19 protein-coding genes and 1 pseudogene are annotated in these 25437 nt (G+C 66.3%); 9 read left to right on the forward strand and 11 right to left on the reverse strand.

Translation table 11 applies throughout. The annotated features are described in order from the left end of the window. The first annotated feature begins 77 nt into the window (after positions 1-77). From AB3X95_RS05595 to iolB, 7 genes are all read left to right on the forward strand, one after another. A complete protein-coding gene (locus AB3X95_RS05595) occupies positions 78-1124 on the forward strand; it encodes a sugar ABC transporter substrate-binding protein (protein ID WP_176123999.1) in 1047 nt (348 codons plus the stop codon). Positions 1125-1315: 191 nt separating this feature from the next. Continuing rightward, a complete protein-coding gene (locus AB3X95_RS05600) occupies positions 1316-2506 on the forward strand; it encodes an ABC transporter permease (RefSeq protein WP_368620867.1) in 1191 nt (396 codons plus the stop codon). A gap of 13 nt (positions 2507-2519) precedes the next feature. Continuing rightward, complete coding sequence (locus AB3X95_RS05605; protein WP_176108003.1) at positions 2520-3326, forward strand: ATP-binding cassette domain-containing protein; 807 nt, start codon at positions 2520-2522, stop codon at positions 3324-3326. An 86-nt stretch (positions 3327-3412) separates the two neighbouring features. Continuing rightward, positions 3413-5437: a 5-dehydro-2-deoxygluconokinase gene (gene iolC, locus AB3X95_RS05610; protein ID WP_368620868.1), complete on the forward strand. Its 2025-nt coding sequence runs from the start codon at positions 3413-3415 to the stop codon at positions 5435-5437. Then, a complete protein-coding gene (gene iolD / locus AB3X95_RS05615; protein WP_176366051.1) occupies positions 5434-7407 on the forward strand; it encodes a 3D-(3,5/4)-trihydroxycyclohexane-1,2-dione acylhydrolase (decyclizing) in 1974 nt (657 codons plus the stop codon). Before iolC ends, iolD begins: the two co-directional genes overlap by 4 nt. Positions 7408-7426: 19 nt before the next feature. Beyond that, positions 7427-8335 (forward strand): myo-inosose-2 dehydratase, encoded by a 909-nt coding sequence (gene iolE / locus AB3X95_RS05620; protein WP_152851117.1) that lies wholly within the window; start codon positions 7427-7429, stop codon positions 8333-8335. After that, positions 8332-9132, forward strand: a complete 801-nt coding sequence (iolB, locus tag AB3X95_RS05625) for a 5-deoxy-glucuronate isomerase (RefSeq protein WP_176366053.1) — start codon at positions 8332-8334, stop codon at positions 9130-9132. The genes iolE and iolB overlap by 4 nt, the downstream gene beginning before the upstream one ends. Before the next feature lie 141 nt (positions 9133-9273). Here the strand turns inward: iolB and AB3X95_RS05630 are convergent, their stop codons facing one another. Next, positions 9274-9486 carry a hypothetical protein gene (locus AB3X95_RS05630; protein ID WP_368620869.1) on the reverse strand — a complete coding sequence of 71 codons (213 nt, stop codon included), beginning with the start codon at positions 9484-9486 and terminating at the stop codon, positions 9274-9276. 568 nt (positions 9487-10054) lie between these two features. On the opposite strand from AB3X95_RS05630, the gene AB3X95_RS05635 reads away from it, so the two are divergent. Beyond that, positions 10055-12577, forward strand: coding sequence for a YadA-like family protein (locus AB3X95_RS05635; RefSeq protein WP_368620870.1), 2523 nt, complete (start codon positions 10055-10057; stop codon positions 12575-12577). A gap of 176 nt (positions 12578-12753) precedes the next feature. Here the strand turns inward: AB3X95_RS05635 and AB3X95_RS05640 are convergent, their stop codons facing one another. The 9 genes and pseudogenes from AB3X95_RS05640 to AB3X95_RS05680 all read right to left on the reverse strand — a co-directional run bounded on the left by AB3X95_RS05640 (position 12754) and on the right by AB3X95_RS05680 (position 21406). Next, positions 12754-13479, reverse strand: a complete 726-nt coding sequence (locus AB3X95_RS05640; protein WP_176124113.1) for an ABC transporter ATP-binding protein — start codon at positions 13477-13479, stop codon at positions 12754-12756. Then, positions 13476-14276, reverse strand: coding sequence for an ABC transporter ATP-binding protein (locus AB3X95_RS05645; protein WP_176366056.1), 801 nt, complete (start codon positions 14274-14276; stop codon positions 13476-13478). Before AB3X95_RS05645 ends, AB3X95_RS05640 begins: the two co-directional genes overlap by 4 nt. Beyond that, on the reverse strand, positions 14273-15559 hold the full coding sequence (locus AB3X95_RS05650) for a branched-chain amino acid ABC transporter permease (protein ID WP_176124115.1): 1287 nt from the start codon (positions 15557-15559) through the stop codon (positions 14273-14275). The genes AB3X95_RS05645 and AB3X95_RS05650 overlap by 4 nt, the downstream gene beginning before the upstream one ends. Before the next feature lie 22 nt (positions 15560-15581). After that, positions 15582-16520 (reverse strand): branched-chain amino acid ABC transporter permease, encoded by a 939-nt coding sequence (locus AB3X95_RS05655; RefSeq protein WP_368620871.1) that lies wholly within the window; start codon positions 16518-16520, stop codon positions 15582-15584. 4 nt (positions 16521-16524) lie between these two features. Then, positions 16525-16974: a thioesterase family protein gene (locus AB3X95_RS05660; RefSeq protein WP_184226581.1), complete on the reverse strand. Its 450-nt coding sequence runs from the start codon at positions 16972-16974 to the stop codon at positions 16525-16527. 40 nt (positions 16975-17014) lie between these two features. Further along, positions 17015-18163: an iron-containing alcohol dehydrogenase gene (locus tag AB3X95_RS05665; protein ID WP_368590608.1), complete on the reverse strand. Its 1149-nt coding sequence runs from the start codon at positions 18161-18163 to the stop codon at positions 17015-17017. A gap of 153 nt (positions 18164-18316) precedes the next feature. After that, positions 18317-18847 carry an NUDIX domain-containing protein gene (locus tag AB3X95_RS05670; RefSeq protein WP_176107984.1) on the reverse strand — a complete coding sequence of 177 codons (531 nt, stop codon included), beginning with the start codon at positions 18845-18847 and terminating at the stop codon, positions 18317-18319. Positions 18848-18973: 126 nt separating this feature from the next. After that, positions 18974-20006: pseudogene (locus AB3X95_RS05675) on the reverse strand (low specificity L-threonine aldolase). A gap of 86 nt (positions 20007-20092) precedes the next feature. Next, positions 20093-21406, reverse strand: a complete 1314-nt coding sequence (locus AB3X95_RS05680) for a YbfB/YjiJ family MFS transporter (protein ID WP_368620872.1) — start codon at positions 21404-21406, stop codon at positions 20093-20095. 101 nt (positions 21407-21507) lie between these two features. Here AB3X95_RS05680 and AB3X95_RS05685 point away from each other — a divergent pair, with 101 nt between their 5' ends. Next, positions 21508-22428 (forward strand): LysR family transcriptional regulator, encoded by a 921-nt coding sequence (locus AB3X95_RS05685; RefSeq protein WP_368620873.1) that lies wholly within the window; start codon positions 21508-21510, stop codon positions 22426-22428. A 162-nt stretch (positions 22429-22590) separates the two neighbouring features. On the opposite strand, the gene alaS is transcribed toward AB3X95_RS05685, so the two are convergent. Continuing rightward, positions 22591-25215, reverse strand: coding sequence for an alanine--tRNA ligase (gene alaS, locus AB3X95_RS05690; RefSeq protein WP_176366063.1), 2625 nt, complete (start codon positions 25213-25215; stop codon positions 22591-22593). Positions 25216-25437: the final 222 nt, after the last annotated feature.

A 25437-nucleotide genomic window follows, 5' to 3' on the forward strand; every position in this document is an offset into this window, starting at 1 on the left:
TGTGGGTCATCGGAATGGCAAGCCACCCGCCAGGCGCTCCCTCAATAACGAACGACAGACCGAGAAAGGTGGAGACAATGAGACTTTGCAGAGGCAAGGCAACGCTCAGGATTCTGGTGACGGCGTTGACGTTGGCGACGGGATTCGGCGCGGCCTCGGCCGCCCGCGCGGCGGACGCTCACTTCGTGCTGGTCAGCCACGCGCCGGATTCGGACTCGTGGTGGAACACGATCAAGAACGCGATCAAGCAGGCCGACGAAGACTTCAACGTTCAGACCGACTACCGCAACCCGCCGAACGGCGACATCGCCGACATGGCGCGTCTCGTCGAACAGGCGGCCGCGCGCAATTACGACGGCGTGATCGTATCGATCGCCGATTTCGACGTGCTGAAAAGTTCGATCGGGAAGGTCACCGAGAAACACATTCCGCTCGTCACGATCAATTCGGGCACCGAGGAGCAAAGCGCGAAGCTCGGCGCGATCATGCACGTCGGCCAGCCCGAATTCGCGGCCGGCAAAGCCGCCGGCGAAAAGGCCAAGGCCGCCGGCATCAAGTCGTTCCTCTGCGTGAACCACTACGCGACGAACCCGGCTTCGTTCGAACGCTGCCGCGGTTTCGCCGAAGCGATCGGCGCCAACTTCAAGACCTCGACGCTCGACGTGGGCCAGGACCCGACCGGCGTGCAGTCGAAGGTCAGCGCGTTCCTGCGCAATCATCCGGATACCCAGGCGGTGCTGACGCTCGGTCCGCTATCGGCCGACCCGACCTTGAAGGCGCTGCAGCAGATGGGCGTCGCCGGCAAGATCTGGTTCGCGACCTTCGACTTCGATAGCGACATCGCAAAGGGCATCCAGGACGGCACGATCCAGTTCGCGATCGACCAGCAACCGTACTTGCAGGGCTATATCCCGGTCGCCGTGCTGGCGATCGCGAAGAAGAACAACACCACCGATCCCGTGAAGATCCGCGAGGTCCTGCAGGCGAATCCGAAGTTCAAGGAGCGTCTCGCGACCTATGGGCTCGCACCGTCGTATGGGCCACGCAATATCGGCTCGGGTCCGGGCTTCATCACGAAGGAAAATGTCGACAAGGTGCTGAAGTACGCGGGTCAGTACCGCTGAACGCGCGGCATCGCATCGCATCGCGCGATCAAGCCGCCGCGCGGCGGCAAGGTCGAAAAGGCAGTGACCGGTGGGACGCATTGCGTCTTGCCGGCACCCGCCCGCCCAGCGGATATGCCGCCCAACGGATTCGCAAACGCCCAAGGCAGTGCGCCGACTCGCCGGTCGCGGGCGTATCAAGGAGAGCTTCAATGGGTGTCGCCGACCTGTTTCATCCCCATCACCGCAAGCAACCGCCGTCCGATCCGCAGGACCCGCCACAGTCTGGCGCGACGACCGCCTCGCAAGCCGCTGCCGTCGACGAACGCGTGCGCGAGGAATCCTGGTTCCGCCATCTGCTCGGCCGACCGGAATTCGCGGCGCTCGCCGGCACCGTGATGGTGTTCATCGTGTTCGGCCTGGCCGCCGGCAACTCGGGGATGTTCAACCTCGACGGCGTGATGAACTGGTCGCAGGTCGCCGCCTATCTCGGTCTGATCTCGGTCGGCGCATGCCTGCTGATGATCGCCGGCGAGTTCGATCTGTCGATCGGCTCGATGATCGGTTTTGCCGGCATGATGGTCGCGTTGCCGACCATGTACTTCCACTGGCCGATCTGGCTTGCGATCGTGTTCGCGTTCGTCGGCTCGATGTTGCTCGGCGCGCTCAATGGCTATCTGGTGATGCGCACGCGTCTGCCGTCGTTCATCGTCACGCTCGCGTTCCTGTTCATTCTGCGCGGTCTGACGCTCGCGCTGTCGGTGATGTTCGCCGATCGCACGATCATCTCCGGCGTCGGCGACATCGCGCGTCAGGACTGGTTCGCGCACACGTTCTTTCAGGGCGTCGCGTTCCGAGGTCTGTTCGTATGGCTTGGCCACCTCGGTCTCGTGAAGATGCTCGACAACGGCGCGCCGCTCGTGCCGGGCATTCCCAAGGTGCTGCTGTGGTGGTTCGTGCTCGCCGTGGTCTGCGCGTTCACGCTCGCGAAGACGCGCTTCGGCAACTGGATTTTCGCGGTCGGCGGCGATGCCAACGCGGCCAAGAACGTCGGCGTGCCGGTGCGTCGCGTGAAGATCTCGCTGTTCGTACTGACCGCGTTCTGCTCGGCCCTGTATGCGGTGCTGCAGGTGTGCGATATCGGTTCGGCCGCGGCGGACCGTGGTTTGCAGGCGGAGTTCGAGGCGATCATCGCCGCGGTGATCGGCGGCACGCTGCTGACGGGCGGCTACGGCTCGGTGGTCGGCGCCTGCTTCGGCGCGCTGATCTTCGGCGTCGTGCAGATCGGCATCACCTATACCAACGTCGATTCCGACTGGTTCCGCGTGTTCCTCGGCGTGATGCTGCTGTTCGCCGTGCTGTTCAACCACTATGTGCGCGGCCGCGTCGCGGCATCGCGCTAGACGGAGGTTCACGATGAGCACCCCCGAACAGAACCCGGACGACATCATCTTGTCGCTCGAAAACGTCAGCCGCTATTTCGGCAACATCATCGCGCTGAACGACATCACGCTGCGGCTCAAACGCGGTGAAGTGCATTGCCTGCTCGGCGACAACGGCGCCGGCAAATCCACGCTGATCAAGACGCTCGCGGGCGTGTATCAGCCGAGCAAAGGCACCTACCGGGTGGACGGCAAACCGGTGCATTTCACGTCGCCGAAAGACGCGCTCGATCTCGGCATCGCAACCGTCTATCAGGATCTCGCGCTGGTGCCGCTGCTCTCGGTCGCGCGCAATTTCTTCATGGGCCGCGAGCCGCAGAAAAAGCTGTTCGGCTTTCTGAACGTGATGGACCTCGAAACCTGCGCCACCACCGCGCGCGACAAGCTCGCCGAAATGGGCATCAACGTGCGCGACCCGCATCAGCCGATCGGCACGATGTCGGGCGGCGAGCGCCAATGCCTGGCCATCGCGCGTGCGATTCACTTCGGCGCGCGCGTGCTGATTCTCGACGAACCGACGGCCGCGCTCGGCGTCAAGCAGAGCTTCAACGTGCTGAAGCTGATCCATAAGGCGCGCGCCAAAGGCATCTCGGTGATCTTCATCACCCACAACGTGCACCACGCGTATCCGATCGGCGATTCGTTCACGCTGCTCAATCGCGGCCGCTCGCTCGGCACCTTCACCAAACAGACGATCAGCAAGGACGAAGTGCTCGACATGATGGCCGGCGGCGCCGAGATGCAGAAGATGATCGGCGAACTCGAAGGCGCGACGATCTGACCGATTCGCGCGGTGCGACCGGCCTCGACGGGTTTCGCCAGGCCGGCTGCCGCGCACTCACCGCGCACTGTTACTCAGGACTATTCATGGCTCACTCCAGCACCTCCAGCGCTAACGCAGCGGGCAGCCGGTTCGCGCCGGGGCGCGCCCGCGACATCGTGTGCCTCGGCCGGCTGGCCGTCGATCTGTACGCGCAGCAGGTCGGCGCGCGGCTCGAAGACGTGTCGAGCTTCGCGAAGTATCTCGGCGGCTCGTCGGCGAACATCGCGTTCGGCTGCGCGCGGCTCGGGCTTGACGCAGCCATGCTCGCGCGGGTCGGCAACGATCACATGGGACGCTTCCTGACCGAAACGCTCGCGAAGGAAGGCTGCGACGTGAGCCACGTGCGCATCGATCACGAACGGCTGACCGCGCTCGTGCTGCTCGGCCTGAAGGACCGCGACACGTTCCCGCTGATCTTCTACCGCGAGAACTGCGCGGACATGGCGGTCGACGAGGCCGATTTCGACGAGGCGTTCATTGCGTCGTCGAAAGCGCTGTTGATCACCGGCACGCACTTTTCCACCGCACAGGTCGATCGCACGAGCCGCCGCGCGCTCGAATACGCGCGCCGCAACGACGTGCGCACCGTGCTCGACATCGACTACCGCCCGGTGCTGTGGGGGCTCACGGGCAAGGCCGACGGCGAAACGCGTTTCGTCGCGAGCGAAGGCGTCAGCACGCATTTGCAGCGGATTCTGCCGCTGTTCGATCTGGTGATCGGCACCGAGGAAGAGTTTCGCATCGCCGGCGGCAAGACCGACCTGCGCGATGCGCTCGCGATGGTGCGCGCCGTGACACCGGCCACGCTGGTGCTGAAGCGAGGGCCGCTCGGCTGTCAGATCATCGACGGCGAGGTGCCTGCATCGCTCGACGCTGCGCCGATTCATGGCGGCGTCGAAGTCGAAGTGCTGAACGTGCTCGGCGCAGGCGACGCATTCGCTTCCGGCTTCCTCTCAGGCTGGCTGCGCGATCAGCCGCTCGAGGCCTGCGCGCGCGCCGCGAATGCGAGCGGCGCGCTGGTCGTATCACGCCACGGCTGCGCGCCCGCGATGCCGACCCCGGCCGAGCTCGACTACTTCCTGCGCGAAGCGAAGACCGATCCGCAGCGCATGCGCCGGCCGGATCGCGATGCGAAGCTCGCCAGACTGCATCGCGTTTCGCCGGCGCGTAAAGCGTGGCGCGAAGTGCTCGGCTTCGCCTTCGATCATCGCAACCCGTTCTTCGAACTCGCGCAGCAGACCGGCGCCGACGAAGCGCGCATTGCCTCGTTGAAGGGCTTGTTCGTCGAAGCGGTCGCGCAGACCGAGCGCGCATTGAACCTGCAGGGACGCATCGGCGTATTGATCGACGACCGCTATGGTCAGGACGCGCTGAATGCCGCGACCGGCCGCGGCTGGTGGATCGGCCGCCCGGTCGAGCTGCCCGGCTCCGTGCCGCTCGTGTTCGATCATGGCCGCTCGATCGGCACCACGCTGATCGCGTGGCCGCAGGAGCACATCGTCAAATGCCTCGTGCAGTTTCATCCGGATGAGCCGATCGAGCAGCGGCTCGAACAGGAGGCGCAACTGCGCGCGCTGTATGACGCGACCCAGGCCAGCGGCCACGAACTGCTGCTCGAAGTGATTCCGCCGAAGCATGCGTCGCTGCCGCAGGGGCCGGACATCGTGTATCGCGCGTTGAAGCGCCTGTACAACCTCGGCATCTACCCCGAGTGGTGGAAGCTCGAACCGATGGACGCCGCGCAATGGCAGGCCATCGACGCGCTGATCGCCGAGCGCGATCCCTATTGCCGCGGCGTCGTGCTGCTCGGCTTGTCGGCGGCGGTCGAGCAGTTGAGCGAAGGCTTTCGTGCGGCCGCACAAGCGGCGACGTGCCGCGGCTTCACGGTCGGCCGCACGATCTTTCACGAACCGAGCCATGCGTGGCTCGCCGGCGAAATCGGCGATGACGAACTGATCGCGCGCGTGCGCCACACGTTCGAAACGCTGATCGCCGCGTGGCGCAGTGCGCGCGGCGAACCGACGGCGCATGGCACACCTCATCACGCTCATCAGGAGCAGGCCGCATGAACGAGGGCATCATGCATGACGACACTCCATCCACCAGCGGCGCGCCGCAAGCGCCCGTCCGCACCGGCGGCACGATTCGCCTGACGATGGCACAGGCGCTGGTGCGCTATCTGGCCGCGCAACGCGTCGCCAGCGAAGACGGCACCAGCGTCGAACCGCTGTTCGGCGGCGTGTTCGCGATCTTCGGCCACGGCAACGTCGCGGGCATCGGCGAGGCGCTGTATCAGCATCGCGACGCGCTGCCCACGTTCCGGGCGCACAACGAACAGGCGATGGCGCATAGTGCGATCGCCTATGCGAAGGCGCACTTTCGCCGCCGCATGATGGCCGTGACGACGTCGATCGGACCCGGTGCGACCAATCTGCTGACCGCGGCCGCGCTCGCGCACGTGAACCGTCTGCCGGTGCTGCTGCTGCCCGGCGATATCTTCGTGTCGCGTGCGCCCGATCCGGTACTGCAGCAACTCGAGGATTTCAACGACGGCGGCGTATCCGCGAACGACGCGTTCAAGCCGCTATCGCGCTACTTCGATCGCATCGTGCAGCCCGCGCAATTGCTGAGCGCGCTGCCGCGCGCGATCCGCGTGCTGACCGATGCCGCGTCGTGCGGCCCCGTCACGCTCGCGTTGCCGCAGGACGTGCAGGCGCAGGCATGGGACTTTCCGGAGGACTTTTTCACGCCGCGCGTCGTTCGTATTCATGCACCCGCGCCGCGTAGCGACGATCTCGACGCCGCGTGCGCGCGCTTGCGGCACGCGAAGCGGCCGCTGATCGTCGCGGGCGGCGGCGTGCTGTACAGCCGCGCGGCCGATGCGCTGCACCGCTTCGCGAGCGCGCATGGCGTGCCGGTCGCGGAAACCCAGGCCGGCAAAAGCTCGCTCGCGTGGAACGATCCGCTGAATGCGGGCGCGCTCGGCGTGACCGGGTCGCCCGCCGCCAATGCGCTCGCGCATGACGCCGATTGCGTGCTCGCGCTCGGCACGCGGCTGCAGGACTTCACGACCGGCTCGAACACGCTGTTCACGCAAGCCGAGGTGATCGCGATCAACGCGAATGGCTTCGACGCGCTCAAGCATCGCGGCTTCGTCGTCGAAGCCGATGTGAGGCTCGCGCTCGATGCGCTCGCCGGGCCGTTGCAAGGCTGGCACGCCGAGCGCGCATGGACCGCGCGCGCACACAAGCTCGCGGCCAGTTGGCGCGACACCGTGCAAACGCTCACGCATGCGCCGCAACGCGACGCGGTGCTGCCCTACGAGGGCGACGTGATCGGCGCGGTGCAGCGTTCGAGCGCCCGCTCGCCGGCCGACGACATCGTCGTCTGCGCGGCCGGCACGCTGCCCGCCGAGCTGCACAAACTGTGGCGCGCGGGCCGGCCCGGCGCGTATCACGTCGAATATGGCTACTCGTGCATGGGCTATGAGATCGCGGGCGGCCTCGGCGTGAAGCTGGCGCGGCCCGAGCGCGAGGTGATCGTGATTCTCGGCGACGGCAGCTATCTGATGATGAACAGCGAGATCGCGAGCTCCGTGATGCTCGGCGCGAAGCTGATCGTCGTCGTGCTCGACAATCGCGGCTTCGGCTGCATCAACCGGCTGCAACAGGCTTGCGGCGGCGCACCGTTCAACAATCTGCTCGACGATTGCGCGCACGGCCCGGAAGGCGTGCCGCGCATCGACTTCGCTGCGCATGCGCGCGCGCTCGGCGCGCAAGCCGAACATGCGCGCAATCTCGCCGAACTCGAAGTGGCGCTGCAACGCGCACGCGCGGCCAAGGGCACGTACGTGATCAGCATCGACACCGACCCGGCTCGCACCACCGAAGATGGCGGCTGGTGGTGGGAAGTCGCGGTGCCCGAAGTATCGACGCGCACCGAAGTGCGCGACGCCCGCGCGAAGTACGACGCGCAGCTCGCGGCGCGCGCGGCGCCCTCCGCACCGCCTTCGCCGCCACAGGGCGCCGATCAAGACTGAGAACCATGAGGACTTCGGCATGACTGCTTTCGACGTACGCATCGGCATCAATCCGCTATCGTGGATGAACGACGACCTGCCGTCGCTCGGCGGCGAGACGCCGCTCGAAGTCGCGCTGACCGAGGGTCGCCAGATCGGCTATCAGGGCTTCGAGCTCGGCAACAAGTTTCCCCGCGAGCCGCAAGCGCTGAAAACGCTGCTCGCGCAATACGACCTCGCGCTCGTGTCCGGCTGGTACTCGGGACAACTTGCCAAACGCAGCGTCGCGGAAGAAATCGACGCGGTCGGCCCGCATCTGGAATTGCTCGCGCAAAACGGCGCGACCGTGATGGTGTATGGCGAAGTCGCCGATTCGATCCAGGGCGCGCCGCGCCCGCTGTATCAACGGCCGCGCTTTTTCAGCGACGCGCAATGGGCCGACTACGCGGCACGCGTCGATGAATTCGCGCGCTATACGCTGAGCCGTGGCGTTCGGCTCGCCTATCATCATCACATGGGCGCGTACGTCGAAACGCCAGCCGACGTCGATCAGTTGATGGCGCGCACCAGCGACGCGGTCGGCCTGCTGTTCGACGCCGGGCACATCACGTTCGCGGGCGGCGATCCGGTGGCCGTGCTCGACAAGCACATCGCACGCGTTTGTCACGTGCACTGCAAGGACGTGCGCCCCGCCGTGATGAAGCTCGCGCGCAATCGCAACTGGAGTTTTCTCGATGCCGTGATCGCCGGTGCGTTCACGGTGCCCGGCGACGGCGCGGTCAATTTTCCGGCGCTGATCGACCGGCTGAAGCGGCATGGTTATTGCGGCTGGCTCGTCGTCGAGGCGGAGCAGGACCCAGTGGTCGCGCCGTCGTTCGATTATGCGCAGAAGGGGTACGGAACTTTGCGGGCGCTCGTCGATGCGCCGCTCGGCAAGGAGGCAGCATGAGCTTATTGGTAAAGGCAGAGCGCGAAGGCCAGACGATCGCGCGCGTCACGCCGCAGTCGGCCTGCTGGCGCTATGTGGGATTCGCCGCGTACCGGGTCGGCACGAACGAACTGGTGTATGTATTCGAACCGGCGCGCGAAACGTGCATCGTCGTGTTGAGCGGCGCGGTCGATATCGAAACGCCGGATACGACGTGGAGTTCGCTCGGTTCGCGCGACAGCGTGTTCGAAGACGCGGCGCCGTACGCGGTGTATCTGCCGCCGAACGTGCGCGCGACGGTGCGCGCGAACCGCGACGCGGAAATTGGTGTCGCGAGCGCGCCGGCCAAGGGCGAATATCCGGCGCGGCTGATCGAGCCGGCGTCGATGAAACGCTCGACGCGGGGCAAGTCGCTGAATACGCGCTACGTGTGCGACATTCTTCCGCAGACCGAACCGGCCGAGTCGTTGCTGGTGGTCGAAGTGAGAACGCCGGGCGGTCACGCGTCGAGCTATCCGCCGCACAAGCACGACACCGACAACATTCCACACGAAAGCTCGCTCGAAGAAACCTATTACCACCGGCTCGATCCGCCGCAAGGCTTCGCATTTCAGCGCGTGTACACCGACTCGCGCGATATCGACGAATCGATGGCCGTCGAGGATCACGACGTCGTGATGGTGCCGCGCGGCTATCACCCGGTCATCGTGCCGTATGGATACGACTCGTATTATCTGAACGTGATGGCCGGTAGCCAGCGGGTCTGGCACTTTCATAACGATCCGGCGCACGAATGGATCATCAATAAGGATGCTTGACCATTCGTGACTCGACGCGGTCGGCCTCGACGCGGCGGGCCCGTCAGGGCCCCTGCCCGTCACACCGCCTGGTTGGCGGGTTCACCGCGCACGAAGCGTTCGATATTGCCCATCAGCTGATCCGCGAGGCTTTGCTGCGCCTCATCCCAAATGCAGTGACACGATCACATTCGGCCGCCCCGCGATCCACATCAATGGATTGTCGGCCGCGGGCGGCTCGCCTGACAGCACGTCGAAGCGTATCCCGCTGATCAGCGCATCATCGAGCGAGCGCACAAGCAGCCCGAGTCCGTCGCGGTCCTTGTGGGCGGCGAACAGCGACCGCATGCCGAACGCTTTCGCGATCTCGGCCACCCGCTGCCTCTGTCTTGAGAGCCTGCTGCTCGCTCAACGCGATCTGTAAACCGGGGCACTCGTCGCGCCGTTGGGACTCGATGGGTTGAAGGTAAACGGCTACACGCTGAACCCTGCTCAGATCGCGCGCGGATCTGCCCCAAGCTGTAAAGCTTTCAGGAGTGGCTATTCGAGGAGCTTCGGGCGGGCTGAAGCGTCTGCCGGGATTCTTTGCTCAATCAACCGCAATGCCCCTTTTGGCCGTCGTGCCGACGGAATATCTGACGTCGCGCGCTTCCCCGCATTAACAAGCAGTTCTGCCGACATACCAACCCCCCATCTCAGACTCGGCTTATTTTGTTTCTATCTCAAAAATCTAAACTGAACTCAGTTTCAGAGATTTAGCAGAAGACGCGGAAGACGCTTCAGGTTGATCCGGGCATTGCGGATTGTTTTTGTTGCCTCAAGCCTGCTAGCACGTTATTGCCCCTGATTCATAGCTGATATTAGAAGGCCAAATAAGGGCGACGACAATCTTCGATTACTTCGCAGACCTACCGTTATATCCAACTCCGATAGGAATCACATCATGAACAAGTCCTACATCAGCATCTGGAATGAAGCGCTCGGTTCGTGGATAGCAGCTTCCGAGAATATGTCGGCGCGCGGTAAGCGAAGCAAGTCACGGACTGTGGCCGGAGCGATCGCCACTGCGGTTGTGCTTGCAGGAGTGTCGGGTACCGCCGCATCAGCCGTGATCGGCACGCCGGTTGAGGCGACCAACGGGACCTACTCCGGAACGGACACGGATTCCGCCTCTGCCACAGCCCCGGACTCCGTCGCGGTGGGTGCCGGGGCGACTGCATCGGCGCAGGGGACAACAGCGGTCGGCGGGGCTAGCCTTGCGGACGCGCTGAATGCAACTGCGATTGGCATTCAGGCGACCGCGTCCGGGGAGGCTTCGAATGCTATTGGCTGGCACTCGATTGCTTCCGGAAGTGGCAGCAATGCAATCGGCCAATACGCGAACGCCGCTGGCGACTGGAGCATGGCGCTTGGTTACGAAGCGGACGCGACGAATTACATGTCGACAGCCATCGGCACGTTGGCGGCCGCGAACGCGGATAATTCCGTGGCGTTGGGCGCGTACTCGGTCGCCGATCGCGCGGATGTGGTGTCGGTTGGCAACGCAGGGGCCATGCGGCAGATCACGAATGTGGCGGCCGGCACGCAAGACTCGGACGCGGTCGTCGTGTCGCAGCTCAGGAACGTGAGCACGGCGCTCGGTGGCGGTGCAGCGGTCAAGGCAGATGGTTCCATCGCGGCGCCTGCCTACAACGTGGGCGGTACGGCGGTCGACAACGTCGGCGATGCGATCACCAACCTCGATGGCCGCACCACTCAGAACACGTCGCAGATCACGAGCCTGTTGAATGGCTCGGCCGGTCTGGTGCAGCAGGATGCGAGCACCCGTGCCATCACGGTGGCGAAGGACATGGACGGCACGGTGATGAACGTGGCGGGCACCGCGGGCAACCGCACGGTGACGGGCGTGGCCGCCGGCGCGGTGAGAGCGGCGAGCGCGGACGCGGTGAACGGTGGCCAGCTGTACGGCACGGCGTGGAGCACGGCCAAAGCACTGGGTGGTGGTTCGATCGTGCTTGCGGATGGCTCGATCAGCGCGCCGAAGTTCAGCGTGGGCGGCACGACGGTGTACAGCGTGGCCGAAGCCGTGACGAACCTCGACGGTCGCACGACGCAGAACGCGGGCGACATTGCGCAGAACGCGACCAACATCGCGAGCGTGCAGAATCAGTTGTCCGAAGGTACGGTGGGTCTGGTGCAGCAGGACGCGAACACGCGCGACATCACGGTGGCGAAGGACATGGACGGCACGGTGGTGAACGTGGCGGGCGCGGCGGGTAACCGCACGGTGACGGGCGTGGCGAATGGCGCCGTGAACGCATCGAGCGTTGACGCGATCAACGGCAGCCAGCTGTACGGCGCGGCATCGAGCACGGCCGAGGCACTGGGCGGCGGTTCGACCGTGAACGCGGACGGTACGCTCAGCGCACCGAGCTACAGCGTAGGCGGCACGACGGTGCACAGCGTGGGCGATGCCGTCACGAACATCGACGGTCGCACGACGCAGAACACGGAGGACATCACGAAGCTGCAGACCCAGGTGGGCGATGTCGGCACCCAGTTGTCGGCCGCGGTGCAGTACGACCGTCGCGCTGACGGCTCGGTGAACCTCGGTGCCGTGACGCTGGGTGGAGGCCAGAGCACGGGTCCGGTGATCCTGACCAACGTGGCCAACGGCACCAGCCAGTATGACGCTGTGAACTACGGTCAGTTGTCCGCGTTGCAGAACCAGGTAACGGACCTGAACGCCCAGGTGTGGAATCTGGGCAGCCAACTGCCCAACGTCCAGCCGGGCAGCTCGAATTCTGATGCCTCGAATGGTTCGTCTTCGGGCGGCGGCAACGACGCGGTGGTCAACGCAGCAGCGCCGGGTAGCGGTGCGGCCAGCACGGTGGCTGGAGCGGGCGCGGCAGCCTCGGGCGACAACGCGACGGCAGTCGGCGCCAACGCAGCGGCAAGCGGCGTCAACTCGACGGCGATCGGCACGGGCTCGCAGGCCGCCAATGCGAACTCGGTGGCGTTGGGTCAGGGTTCGTCGACGGACCGCGACAACTCGGTGTCGGTGGGTTCGGCCACGCAGCAGCGTCAGATCACCAACGTTGCAGCGGGTACGGCGGACACGGATGCGGTCAATGTCGGTCAGATGAACAGCTCGGTTGCCCAGGGCGTGCAGCAGGCCAACAACTACACCGATCAGCGTATCAACGCCACCAACCAGGCAATCAACGACGTCGCGAAGAACGCTTATGCAGGCATCGCAGCGGCAATGGCAATGCCGAACATGACGCCGTCGGGTCCGGGCAAAACGATCGTCGCGGCGGGAGGCGCGACTTATAAGGGTGGTAGCGCAGCAGCGGTAGGCGCCACGTATCGCTCGAGAAATAACAAGTGGCTCGTCAACGCTGCGATGTCGGTCACTGCAACTGGCGATGCAGGTGTACGTGCGCAGGTTGGCTACGAGTTCTGATAGCCATGTAACGCAAAAAGCAGGAGACCGGTCAGTCGAATAGTTGTTGAGCGAGTGTGTGGAAGGAGTCTTGCCGTTCCTGGCAAGACTCCTTTTTTATTTGGTGCGCCCATCATGGGCGCATTCAAGCGGATGCAAGTTCCGCCATCAGCTGGTCAGCGCTCAAAAATCCCGCATCAGCCCACTCCGAGCCACTCCCGCATCACATCGTCACGCGACAAAAACGACGCAAGCGCGCCGTCGAACACAATCTCCCCATGCCCCATCACCGCGACTCGGCTCGCGATGTCCTGCGCGATCACGAGCCGCTGCTCGATCAACAGGATCGCGACACTCCGTTCGCGCAGCGCGCGCAGACAATCCGCGACCTGCCGCATCACGAGACTCGCGAGCCCTTCGCCGGGCTCGTCGATCAGCAGCAGATCGGGGTCTCCGAGCAGCGCCCGCGCGAGCGCCAGCATCTGTTGCTCGCCGCCCGACAGCGCGCCGGCACGCGTGCGCTTGCGCTCGGCGAGCACCGGGAACAGCGCATACGCGTCATCGAGCGTGAAGCGCGGCGCGCGGCCGCGCGCACGCGATGCGGCAACTGGCGCAATGCCGAGCAGCAGGTTTTCATGGACACTCAGCGCGGCGAACACATCGCGATGCTCGGCCACGTAGCCGAGCCCGAGCCGCGCGATCTCGAACGTGCGCAGACCCGCGAGCGAGCGCCCCGCGAAGCGCAGTTCGCCCTCGCAGCGCACGAGGCCCATGATCGCGCGTGCGAGCGTCGAGCGGCCCGAGCCGTTGCGGCCGACCAGCGCGATCACTTCGCCGGGCTCGATGCTCAGCGTGACGCCGTGCAGCGCCTGGCTCGCGCCGTACCACGCGTTCAGGTCGCGAATGTCGAGCAGCGCGCTCATCGGCTTGCCCCGTTGTCCGGTTCATCACCGGCCCGAGCGCCTGAGCCCGGATCGAAGCGCTCACCCAGATACGCGGCCCGCACCGCCGCGTCCGCGCGAATCGCGGCCGGCGACCCGCTCGCGATGATGCGCCCCTGCACCAGCACCGAAATCCGATCGGCGATCGCGAACACCGCGTCCATGTCGTGCTCGACCATCAGCAGCGTGCGGCCCGCGGTGGTGTCGCGGATCAGCTCGATCGCGCGCGCCGCCTCGGCGCGGTTCATGCCCGCCGTCGGTTCGTCGAGCAGCAGCGTGTGCGCGCCGCCCGCGAGCGCGATGCCGAGGTCGAGCGCGCGCTGCTCCGCGTAGCTGAGCGTGCCGGCCGCGACGTCGCGGCGCGGGCCGAGGCCGACCGCGTCGAGCACGTCGGCAGCACGCGCATCGACCGCGGCGGCGCCGGTCAGACGCTGCCACCAGCGCGTACGATCGCGCTCGGCAAGCTGCGCCGCGCAGCGCAGGTTGTCGAACACGGACAGCCGCGCGAACACGCTGGTGCTCTGGAAGCTGCGCGCGAGGCCGCGGCGCGCGATCGCTGCCGGCGCGAGCCGCGTGATGTCCGCGCCGAACAGATGGATGCGCCCCGCGCTCGGCCGCGCGCCGCCGCCGATCAGGTTGAACAGCGTCGATTTGCCCGCGCCGTTCGGGCCGATCAGCGCGTGCCGCTCGCCGGGTTCGATGGCGAGATCAACGCCGCGCAGGATCGGTGTCGCGCCGAAGCGCTTTTCGATGCCGTAGAGCGCGAGTGCGGGGATCATCGTGCGGCTCCGGTGGATCGTGCCGCGCGTGCGTGGGCGGTAACGCGTGCATGCGCGCGCAGCGCATGGCGTGTGGACAACGTAGCCAGGGCAGCGAGCGCAACGAGTGTCAGCGCCAGAGGAAGCGGCGACAGCGTCGGTGCGACGGTGACATCAGTACCCGCACCGGCGCCGAACAATGCGCTAAACGCCGCGCCTTCGTTCGCCCCGAACTGCGCCGCATAGGCCCACTGCACCGCGATCACGATGGCCGCGAGCCACAGCAGCCCCGCCGCCGCGCTCCACAGATAGGCGCGCCGGCAACCTCGCCAGCCATAGGCCGCAATCCGCGCCACCTGCCGCGACGCAAAGCCAGCAAGCCCGTCCGGCGCGGCCATCACGACGACGACAAAGAACACCCCGAGATAGAACAACCACGCCCGCGTGACACTTGCCACCACCACGCTGAAAAACGTCAGCACGATCGCTCCCGCGACCGGCCCGAAGAACGCCGCCGTGCCGCCGATCACGGTCGCGATCAGCACCGTGCCCGAGCGCATCATGCCGACGCTCTCGGTCGACACGAGTTCGATATTGATCAGCCCGAGCGTCCCCGCGATGCCCGCGAAAAACGCCGACAGCACGACCACGCGATAGCGAACCCGGCGTGGATAGCAGCCGATCGCCGCCGCGCGCGCCGGGTTGTCGCGCACCGCGTTCGCGAGCCGCATGAACGGCGTGCGCGACAGCGCAAACATCGCGACACTCGCGACGACACACCACAGCGCGATCAGCGCATAGGCCGCGCGCGCCGGACCGAAGTTCCAGCCGCCGAGCGGCGGCCCATTCGCGCGATCGATCGCGACGCCCGCCTCGCCGCCGAACCAGCCCGGCAGCGTCCACGCGGCCGCGACGACGAGTTCGCCGAGACCGAGCGTGATCATCGCGAACGCGGTGCCGGCACGGCGCGTCGCGATAAAGCCGAACAGCACACCGCACAGCGCGCCGCCGATGCCGCCGACCAACGGCAGCAGCACGAGCGGCACGCCGGTCGCGTTGAACACGCGCGCGGCGACCAGCGCGCCGAGCCCCGCATAGGCGGCATGTCCGAACGACAGCAGCCCGGTCTCGCCGAGCAACAGGTTGTACGACAGCGCGAACACGATCATCGTCGCGCTTTGCGCAAGGTAGGCGAGCAGCCAGCTGTGCGGCCAGATGAAAGGCGGCACGGCCAGAAAGGCGACGAGCGCGAGCCAAGGCACGAGCGCGCGGCCGGGCCTGCAAGGCGGCACCCTTCCTTCCACCGCATCTGACGACCCACTCCGCCTATGCATGATCGTCACGCCGTCCGAACAGCCCGCGCGGCCTCGTCGCCAGCACCGCGACGAGCAGCAGGTACGGCAGCAGCGGCGCGACTTGCGCGAGCGTCAGCGCGTCCCATTCGGGCGGCAGCACCGCGCCGGCGAGCGCCACCATGTCGCCCAACGACAGATCGCTCGCCACCGCCAGCGTCTGCACGCACCCCACCAGCAGCGACGCGACGAGTGTCCCGCTCAGCGACCCCAGACCGCCGATCACGACCACGACGAACACGATCGAGCCGAGCGACTCCGCCATCGCCGGCTCGATCACGAACAGCGGCGCGCCGATCACGCCGGCCAGCGCGGCGAGCCCGGTGCCGGCGGCGAACACGCCGGTGAACACGCGCGGCACGTTGTGGCCGAGCGCTTCGACGGCCTGCGCATGCGTGAGCGCGGCGCGCACGATCAAGCCCGTCTTCGACACGCGCAGCATGGCGACGAGCGCGGCGAGCATCGCGAGCGACACCGCCATCGTGAACGCGCGATAGCGCGTGAAAACCGCGCCGTACAGCGAGAACAGCGGACCGTCGAGCACGGCCGGAATCCTCGCCGACAACGGACCGAGTCCCCAGCCGAGTTTGACGAGTTCGCCGAGCAGATACGCGGCGCCGAACGTCAGCAACAGCTCGGGCAGGTGACCGTGCCCGCGCACGCGCCGCAGCAGCCAGCGCTCGAGCGCCGCGCCGAGCAGACCGACGACGAGCGGCGCGACTACCAGCGCGCTCCAGAAGCCGGCGCGCGCCGCCACCGAAAAGCCGACGTACGCGCCGAGCATGTAGAAGCTCGCATGCGCGAAGTTGAGCACGCCGAGCATGCTGAAGATCAGCGTCAGCCCGGCCGACAGCATGAACAGCAACAGCCCGTAGCTCAGGCCGTTGAGCAGAGTGATGATGAACGACTGCACGCGTCTAGTCCGCCGGCCCGGCGACGCACAAAGGTTCGAGCGCCGCGCGCAGTGCGGCGGGCAGGTTCACCGGCCGGCGCGTCGCGCGATCCACGTAGACGTGCACGAAATGCCCCTGCGCGGCGGGCGCGGCGTCGCCGTCGCGGAACAGCCCCACCTCGTAGCGCACGCTCGACGCGCCGAGCCGCGCAACGCGCAAGCCCGCGTCGATGCGATCGGGAAACACGAGCGGCGCGAAGTAGTTGCACTGCGTCTCGACGACGAGCCCGATCGTCGCGCCGTGCTCGAAATCGAGCACGCCCGCGCGGATCAGATACTCGTTCACGACGGTGTCGAAATAGCTGTAGTAGACGACGTTGTTCACGTGGCCGTAGACGTCGTTGTCCATCCAGCGCGTGGTGATCGGCAGGAAGTGCGGATACGCGGCGCGGCCGGCGGGTGCGGGTTTGTTCATCGGACGTGGCGGTTGGTGGATGCGAGGAGGCGGGGCTCGGTCACAAAGACTCGGTCAGCATGCGGCGATAGTCGTCGGCACTCGCCTCGCGCGGATTCGTACGATGGCAATGATCGAGCAGCGCGCCCTGCACGACCTTGTCGAACATGCTTTCGTCGACGCCCATCTGCCTGAGGCCGGTCGGCAGGCCGAGCCGCGCGGTCATGTCGAACAGCGCCTGAGCGAGATCCGCATGCTCGGGCACCCCCATCACGCGACGCATGCGCGCATAGCGACGCTCGGCCACCACGCTCGGCGCGCGCTCGTTGAAGCGCAGCACCGCGGGCAGTACGACCGCGTTCAGCGTGCCGTGATGCAGCGACGTGCGGCCGTTCACCTTCAAACCGCCCAGCGGATGCGACAGCGAATGCACACAGCCGAGGCCCTTCTGGAACGCCATCGCGCCCTGCATCGACGCGCTCATCATGTTCAGGCGCGCCTCGCGATCGCTGCCGTCCGCACACGCGCGCTCGATGCTGTGCCACGCGCGTTCGAGGCCGTCGAGCGCGATGCCGTCGGCGGGCGGATTGAAGGCCGGCGCGAGGAAAGTCTCGATGCAATGCGCGATCGCGTCCATGCCGGTCGCCGCGGTGAGCCCCGGCGGCAGGCCGAGCGTGAGACCCGGATCGCACAGCGCCGATTTCGGCAGCAGACTCCACGAATGAAACCCGAGCTTGCGGCCGTCGTTCAGGATCACGATCGCGCCGCGTGCAACTTCGCTGCCGGTGCCGGCCGTGGTCGGAATCGCGATCAGCGGCGCGACGGCGTCGGTGATCTTCGCGCTGCCGCCTTCGATCGTCGCGTACTGCGTGAGCGGCCCCGGATGCGTGGCCGCGATCGCGACGCCCTTCGCGAGATCGATCGACGAACCGCCGCCCACCGCGATCAGCCCGTCGCAGCGCTCGTCGCGATACACCTGGGCGGCCGCGAGCACCTTTTCCTCGGTCGGATTCGACGGCGTGTCGTCGAACAGCGGCACGTCGCCGAGCTTCAGCGCGTCGAGTGCCTGCCGCGCGATGCCGGCCGCGACGACGCCCTTGTCGCTGATCACCAGAGGACGCTTGATGCCGATGCGCGCGCACTCGGACGACAGTTGCGACAGTGCGTCGTAGCCCAGATGAATATGGGTCAGGTAGTAGATGTAGGCCATGCCGTTGCTTCTCCCTGAGCGTGCGCTCGTTGACCGCTGATTGACGTGGATGAACGATTCGGTGATGCGTCGATGGCTGTGCTGTGGGCTGTCTCTATGTTCTCTGCGTTGTCTGTGTGCTGGCTAATGTTGCGGCTCAGTGGGCGCAGCGCTTCACAACCCCGGACGCTCGACGAATTCGAACGGCAAATTGCGCCGCCGCATCCATTCGCCGAGCGCTTGCCCCGTGCCCGCGCGCCAAGGTCGCAGCTTCGCGGGCTCGACGAGCCGGTATTCGAGCAGTTCGGGCGACAGCGCGATCGTCCCATGCGCCTTCACGTGATACGCGATGATCAGCTCGTTCTTGCGGATGAATTCGTACACGCCGATCAGCTCGACCGATTCGGTGTGCAGCGAGGTCTCCTCCATCACTTCACGCGCGATGCCCTGCTCCGGCGTCTCGCCGTTTTCGAGGAAGCCGGTGATGAGCGCGAACCTCCCCTCGGGCCATGCGGCATTGCGCGCAAGCAGAATCTTGCCCTCGTACTCGACGATCGCGGCGACCACCGGCAGCGGATTATTCCAATGAACGTAACCGCACTCGGTGTCGGGACAGATCTGACGGACGCGGCCACCGTCATGCTCGGGGTCGGTGCGTTCGGTCAGAGGCTTCGCGCAGCGGGGACAGAATCGGTACTCGGTCATGGCGGGGGACGTCTCGTTGTTTCGTGTTTTTTGGCGGGTCGTAGTGGAGTGGCTTTGCGTGTGTGCCGAGTGGTGCGTCGAGGCGCCATTTGTTACCCGGGTTCCGGCAGCTTCACGCGTCTTCGATCACGCGACGCAAAGTTCGCGCACGTCGGCGGCGAAACGCTCGACCGTTTCGGGCTGCGTGTCCCACGCGCACATCAGCCGGCAACCGCCCGCGCCGATGAACTCGTAGAACTTCCAGCCACGCGCGCGCATCGTCTTCGCGGCATGCGGCGGCAACTGCGCGAACACCGCGTTCGATTCGCTCGGAAACATGATGCTCACGCCCGGGATTTCCTGCAACCGCGTCTCCAGCAGCCGCGCCATCGCGTTCGCGTGACGCGCATTGCGCAACCATACGTCGTGGTCGAGCAGGCCGAGCCACGGCGCGGAGATGAAGCGCATCTTCGATGCGAGCTGCCCCGCCTGCTTGAGCCGATAAGCGAAATCGTCGGCGAGCGCGCGGTCGAAGAACACCACCGCCTCGCCGACTGGCAGACCGTTCTTGGTGCCGCCGAAGCACAGCACGTCGACGCCCGCGCGCCACGTGATTTCCGACGGATGCACGTCGAGCGCGGCAACCGCATTCGCGAAACGCGCGCCGTCCATGTGCACCTTCAGATGACGGCGTTTCGCGATCGCGGCGATCGCGCGCACTTCCTCGACGCTGTAGACGGTGCCGACCTCGGTCGACTGCGTCAGCGTGACGACCTTCGGCTTCGGATAGTGGATATCGGCGCGCCGCGTGACGATGGACTCGATCGCATCGGGCGTGAGCTTGCCGCCGATGCCCGGCGCCGTCAGCAGTTTCGAGCCGCCTGAAAAGAATTCGGGACCGCCGCATTCGTCGGTCTCGATGTGTGCCACGGTCGTGGCAGATCACCGAGTGATACGACTGGCACAACGACGCGAGCGCGAGCGAATTGGCCGCCGTGCCGTTGAACACGAAGAACACTTCGCAATCGGTCTGAAACAGGTCGCGCAGACGGTCGCAGACCTGGTTGGTCCAGGAGTCGTCGCCGTAGGCCGGTTCGTGCCCGCTGTTGTTGGCGGCGATCAGCGCGTCGAGCGCTTCGGGACAGATGCCGGCATAGTTGTCGGACGCGAAATGTTGCATGGTCGAGCGACGCGCCCGGCGACAGGCGCGAGGGAATGACGGAAAGCGGTCATTTTAGTGCGCTCGTGCGAGATTTGTTTTCGGTGCTAGTTGCAACCGCAATCCGGCATGCGACCACGGCGCGCGCCGTGCGGTACGCGCATCACCGCGATCAGCCCTGCCGCCCCCGCCAGCAACGCGCCCGCGGCGAACCACAGCGCCAGCGAAAACGATCCCGTGTGGGCGGCGATCGGCGCGGCCACCAACGGACCCGCGATCTGTCCGATGCCGTAGGCCGCCGTCGCGTAACCCATCAGCCCGGCCGCGTCGTCGCCGCGCAGCCGCCGCGCCTCGCGCATCGCGAATAGCGTGATCGCGGTAAACGGCAGGCCGATCAGGATGCTGCCGAGCGAAAAACCGCCCGCCGTCGGCCACACGATGCCCAACGCGATGCCGATTGCCTGCAGCACATACGAGCCCGCGAGCAGCGTGCGGTTGTCCCAATGCAAGGGCAAACGCGCGGCGAGCAACGCGCCGACGATCAGCGCGGCACCGAACATCGGCCAGAAGAGATCCGGCCACGCCGAGCCCGGCAACGCGTGGCGCGCGATGACCGGCAGAAAGGTCGCGGTGATGATGTAGCCGAAGCCTGGGATACCGTAGAGCAGCACCAGCCAGAACGCGTCGCTGCGGTGGACGGCATGACTCGTCCGAACGCCGGCCGTACGGGGCGGCGGGTTTGCGCCAGCGCGTGATCCGGTGGCGGATTTTGCGGTCGAGGAGCTCGCAACGGCAGGCTTCGCCGCCCCCACGCCCCGCGTCTCCCCGAACACCGGCCACACCAGCACGGTCAGCACCGCGCCGATCAACGCAAAGCCGATCCATCCGACCACCGCGCCATAGCCGCCCGCGACGCTGACCAGCAGGCCGGTCCCGACGATGCCCACGCCCGGCCCGGTGTAGATGACCCCGCTCCACTCATTTGCGCCGAGTTCGGCGAGCCGCCGCAAGCCCCACTGCGACGCGAACACGAAGGTCCACGCGCTGACCGCGCCGGCGACGAAGCGCACCAGCGCCCACACCCAGAACTGGCCGATGACGCCCATCGCGAGCGTCAGCAGCACGGTCGCGGCGAGTCCGACGCGCACCATGCGCGCGGGCTCGGCCCGCAGCGCCGCGCACGTCATCGCACCGACGAAATAGCCGGCGTAATTGAACGACGCGAGCCAGCCGCCATGCTGGATATCGAGGTGCGGCTGGCCGAGCGCGGCGCCGTGCAGCATCAGCGGCAGCAGCGGCGTAAAAGCAAAGCGCCCGATCCCGAGCGCGACGGCCAGCGCGGCCATGCAGGCGAGCGCCGCGCGCCGGGCCGCGTGCGGTTCGTGGAAGCGCGAGTACGCGTGGGAAGCAAGGTCGTTCATGATCGGACGGTCAGGCAGCGATGGGGTGGATCCATATTAGCTTGACCTTTCAATCACGAAAAATGAATAATTAGGATGTCATTCATCGCCGGGAGAGAATCGTGGATCTGGCCGCTCTGACCATTTTTCGCGCGGTCGTACGCGAAAACGGCGTGACACGCGCCGCGGCGAAGCTCAATCGCGTGCAATCGAACGTGACCACGCGCATCAAGCAACTCGAGGAGCAGCTCGGCACCGAGCTGTTCATCCGCGACGGCCGCCGGCTCGTGCTGACGCCGGCCGGCGAGACCCTGCTGCCCTACGCCGAACGGCTGCTCGCGCTCGCCGACGAGGCGCGTCACGCGGTGCGCGAGGATCGCCCGAGCGGGCGTCTGCGCCTCGGCACGATGGAAAGCGTCGCGGCGACGCGTCTGCCGGCCCTGCTCGCGCAATATCACCAGCAATGGCCGGCCGTCGAACTGGAGCTGGAGACCGGCACGACCGGCAGGCTGATCGAGCGCGTGCGCGAATTCGAGGTCGATGCGGCGCTGGTCGCGACACCGCTCGACCCCGCGACGCTCGGCGATGTGTTCGAGACCGTGCCGATCTTCCGCGAGGAACTCGTGATGCTGACGCCGCGCGGCCATCGACCGATCCGCGAAGTGCGCGACATCGCGCTATCGACGCTGATCGCGTTCGAGCGCGGCTGCGCTTATCGCGCGTATATCGAGAAGTGGTATCTGGAGCACGGGGTGCGGCCGGAGCGCGTGCTGGAGCTCGGCTCGTATCACGCGATCGTCGCGTGCGTGGCGGCTGGCGCGGGCGTCGCGGTCGCACCGCGCTCGGTGCTCGATCTGCAGCCCGACACGAGCAATATCGCGGTGCACGAGTTGCCCGATATCGGCATCATCGACACGCTGCTGGTGTGGCGACGCGGGCATTTTTCGTCGGCGCTCAATGCGTTGCGGCGCGCGCTGGTCGCGTCGCAGGAAGGGACGGCCCACGCGGATACGGCGGCGCCCGTAGATACGAATGCAGTCTGATCGTTGAATCCGCCGCGCCGGCAAGCCGGTTCGACGCAAGCCGAACGGCTCCGGCAAAAACGAAGGGGCCACGCAACGCGCCGATCCTGCTGGCGCGCCGCGTGGCCCCTTTGTCGAACCCGGCTCGACTTCGGTCGAGCCGGACTCAACCGACCATCAGATTCAAAGCTGTCCTTCGACCCAGCTCTTGACGCCCGCGAGCGCCGCCGGCAGGTTGGCCGGTTCGGTACCGCCAGCCTGCGCCATGTCCGGACGGCCACCGCCCTTGCCGCCCACCTGCTGGGCCACGAAGTTGACCAGTTCGCCCGCCTTGACCTTCTTGCTAGCGTCGGCGGTCACACCGGCGATCAGGCTGACCTTGCCGCCTTCGACCGACGCGAGCACGATCGCCGCGCTCTTCAGCTTGTCCTTGAGCTTGTCGACCGTTTCGCGCAGCGTCTTCACGTCCGCGCCTTCGAGCGTTGCCGCGAGCACATGCACGCCGCCCACTTCGATCGCCTGGCCGGCGAGTTCGTCGCCCTGGCTCGACGCCATCTTCGACTTCAGCGCGCTCAGTTCCTTCTCGAGCGCCTTCACCTGGTCCTGCACCTGGCCGATGCGCTGCGTGAGTTCCGCCGGTTGCGCCTTCAGCACGGCCGCTGCCGCGTTGACGCGCGCTTCGAGCTCCTGCACGTAGCGCAGCGCGTTGTCGCCGGTGATCGCTTCGACGCGACGGATACCGGCCGCGACGCCGCCTTCCATCACGATCTTGAAGAAGCCGATGTCGCCCGAGCGATTCACGTGCGTACCGCCGCACAACTCACGCGAGAAACCGAGGTCGAGCACGCGCACTTCGTCGCCGTACTTTTCGCCGAACAGTGCCATGGCGCCGCCCTTCACCGCATCGTCGTATGACATCAAACGCACGATACCGGGCGCGTTCGCCAGCACCTCCGCGTTGACGATTTCCTCGACGCGGCGGATCTGTTCGTCCGTCATCGGCGCGTTGTGCGCGAAGTCGAAGCGGGTCTTGTCGGCGTCGACGAGCGAGCCCTTTTGCTGCACGTGCGAACCGAGCACCTCGCGCAGCGCCTTGTGCATCAGGTGCGTGGCCGAGTGGTTGCGCGCCGTGCGAGCACGGCGCACCGCGTCGATTTCCGCCTTGACGACGTCGCCAACCTTCAGCGTGCCCTGCTCGAGCGTGCCGTGATGGCCGACCACGTCGGCCTGCACCTTCAGCGTATCGGCAACGGCAAAGCGCGTGCTGGCGTTCGCGAGCACGCCCTGGTCGCCGACCTGGCCGCCCGACTCCGCGTAGAACGGCGTGTGATCGAGCACGACGACCGCCGGCTGGCCGGCTTGCACCTGCTGCACCGACGCGCCGTCCACATACAGCGCGACGACCTTCGCGTCGTCGAAGACGATTTCCTCGTAGCCGTGGAACGTGGTCTTCGCGCCCGAGTACTCGAGGCCCTGGGCCATCTTGAACTTGCCCGCCGCGCGCGCCTGCTCGCGCTGACGTGCCATCGCATCGTCGAATGCGGCTTCGTCGACCGTCACTTCGCGCTCGCGGCAGACGTCCGCGGTCAGGTCGAGCGGGAAGCCGTAGGTGTCGTGCAGCTTGAACGCGAGTTCGCCGTCGAGCGTCTTGCCACCCTTGGCGTCGAGATCGGCCAAGGCGGCTTCGAGAATCGACATGCCGTGCTCGATCGTCTCGAAGAAGCGCTCTTCTTCCTGACGCAGCACGTCGGTCACGCGCTTCTCGGCCTGCGCCAGTTCCGGATAGGCTTCGCCCATCTGCGCGACGAGGTCGGCCACGAGGCGATGGAAGAACGAACCCTTCTTGCCGAGCTTGTAGCCGTGGCGGATCGCGCGGCGCACGATGCGGCGCAGCACGTAGCCGCGGCCTTCGTTGCCCGGAATCACGCCGTCGACGATCAGGAACGAGCACGCGCGGATGTGATCGGCGATCACCTTCAGCGAGTTGTTGGTCAGATCGGTCACGCCGGTTTCGCGGCCGGCGGCCTGGATGAGCGCCTGGAACAGGTCGATCTCGTAGTTGCTGTGCACGTGCTGCAGCACTGCGGCGATACGCTCGAGGCCCATGCCGGTGTCCACGCATTGCTTCGGCAGCGGCGTCATGTTGCCCTGCGCGTCGCGATTGAACTGCATGAACACGAGGTTCCAGATTTCGATGTAGCGGTCGCCGTCTTCCTCGGGCGATCCCGGCGGGCCACCCCACACGTCCGGGCCGTGGTCGTAGAAGATTTCCGAACACGGGCCGCACGGGCCGGTGTCGGCCATCTGCCAGAAGTTATCCGACGCGTAGCGCGCGCCCTTGTTGTCGCCGATGCGGATGATGCGCTCGACCGGCACGCCAACTTCCTTCGCCCAGATGTCGTGCGCTTCGTCGTCTTCCTGGTAGACGGTGACCCACAGCTTGTCTTTCGGCAGCTTGTAGACTTCGGTCAGCAGTTCCCACGCGTAGTGGATCGCGTCGCGCTTGAAGTAGTCGCCGAACGAGAAGTTGCCGAGCATCTCGAAGAACGTGTGGTGACGGGCTGTGTAGCCGACGTTCTCGAGATCGTTGTGCTTGCCGCCGGCGCGCACGCTGCGCTGCGCGGTCGTGGCGCGCGAATACGGACGCGATTCCGCGCCGAGGAACACATCTTTGAACTGCACCATCCCCGAATTGGTGAAGAGCAGCGTCGGGTCGTTGCCGGGCACGAGGCTCGACGAACGGACGATCGTATGGCCCTTCGATTCGAAGAACTTGAGGAATTTCTCGCGGATTTCAGCGGCTTTCATAGCGTGCGGGGGACGGTCCTGACGGTTCCTGACGAAGACTGGCGGTCGATGGGATGCGCCAACTGTCTGTTTCTTTAAACGACTGATTATACGGGATCGGCACGCGTGCGCGGCACTGCGCGCCGCCGTGCTGGCCATCCGGCCAGCACGGCATGCGCCCGCTGCGACGCTCGCGTGTCCCATCGTCCGAGCCGCGCTATGACGTTCGGCTGACTGCGCCCG

The organism is Paraburkholderia sp. BR13444 (genome assembly GCF_040948755.1).
GTDB lineage: Bacteria > Pseudomonadota > Gammaproteobacteria > Burkholderiales > Burkholderiaceae > Paraburkholderia > Paraburkholderia youngii.

Coding starts and splice junctions, on each gene's coding strand:
- AB3X95_RS05595 (WP_176123999.1), top strand. CDS start 78: ATGAGACTTTGCAGAGGCAAGGCAACGCTCAGGATTCTGGTGACGGCG.
- AB3X95_RS05600 (WP_368620867.1), top strand. CDS start 1,316: ATGGGTGTCGCCGACCTGTTTCATCCCCATCACCGCAAGCAACCGCCG.
- AB3X95_RS05605 (WP_176108003.1), top strand. CDS start 2,520: ATGAGCACCCCCGAACAGAACCCGGACGACATCATCTTGTCGCTCGAA.
- iolC (WP_368620868.1), top strand. CDS start 3,413: ATGGCTCACTCCAGCACCTCCAGCGCTAACGCAGCGGGCAGCCGGTTC.
- iolD (WP_176366051.1), top strand. CDS start 5,434: ATGAACGAGGGCATCATGCATGACGACACTCCATCCACCAGCGGCGCG.
- iolE (WP_152851117.1), top strand. CDS start 7,427: ATGACTGCTTTCGACGTACGCATCGGCATCAATCCGCTATCGTGGATG.
- iolB (WP_176366053.1), top strand. CDS start 8,332: ATGAGCTTATTGGTAAAGGCAGAGCGCGAAGGCCAGACGATCGCGCGC.
- AB3X95_RS05635 (WP_368620870.1), top strand. CDS start 10,055: ATGAACAAGTCCTACATCAGCATCTGGAATGAAGCGCTCGGTTCGTGG.
- AB3X95_RS05640 (WP_176124113.1), bottom strand. CDS start 13,479: ATGAGCGCGCTGCTCGACATTCGCGACCTGAACGCGTGGTACGGCGCG.
- AB3X95_RS05645 (WP_176366056.1), bottom strand. CDS start 14,276: ATGATCCCCGCACTCGCGCTCTACGGCATCGAAAAGCGCTTCGGCGCG.
- AB3X95_RS05660 (WP_184226581.1), bottom strand. CDS start 16,974: ATGAACAAACCCGCACCCGCCGGCCGCGCCGCGTATCCGCACTTCCTG.
- AB3X95_RS05665 (WP_368590608.1), bottom strand. CDS start 18,163: ATGGCCTACATCTACTACCTGACCCATATTCATCTGGGCTACGACGCA.
- AB3X95_RS05670 (WP_176107984.1), bottom strand. CDS start 18,847: ATGACCGAGTACCGATTCTGTCCCCGCTGCGCGAAGCCTCTGACCGAA.
- AB3X95_RS05680 (WP_368620872.1), bottom strand. CDS start 21,406: ATGAACGACCTTGCTTCCCACGCGTACTCGCGCTTCCACGAACCGCAC.
- alaS (WP_176366063.1), bottom strand. CDS start 25,215: ATGAAAGCCGCTGAAATCCGCGAGAAATTCCTCAAGTTCTTCGAATCG.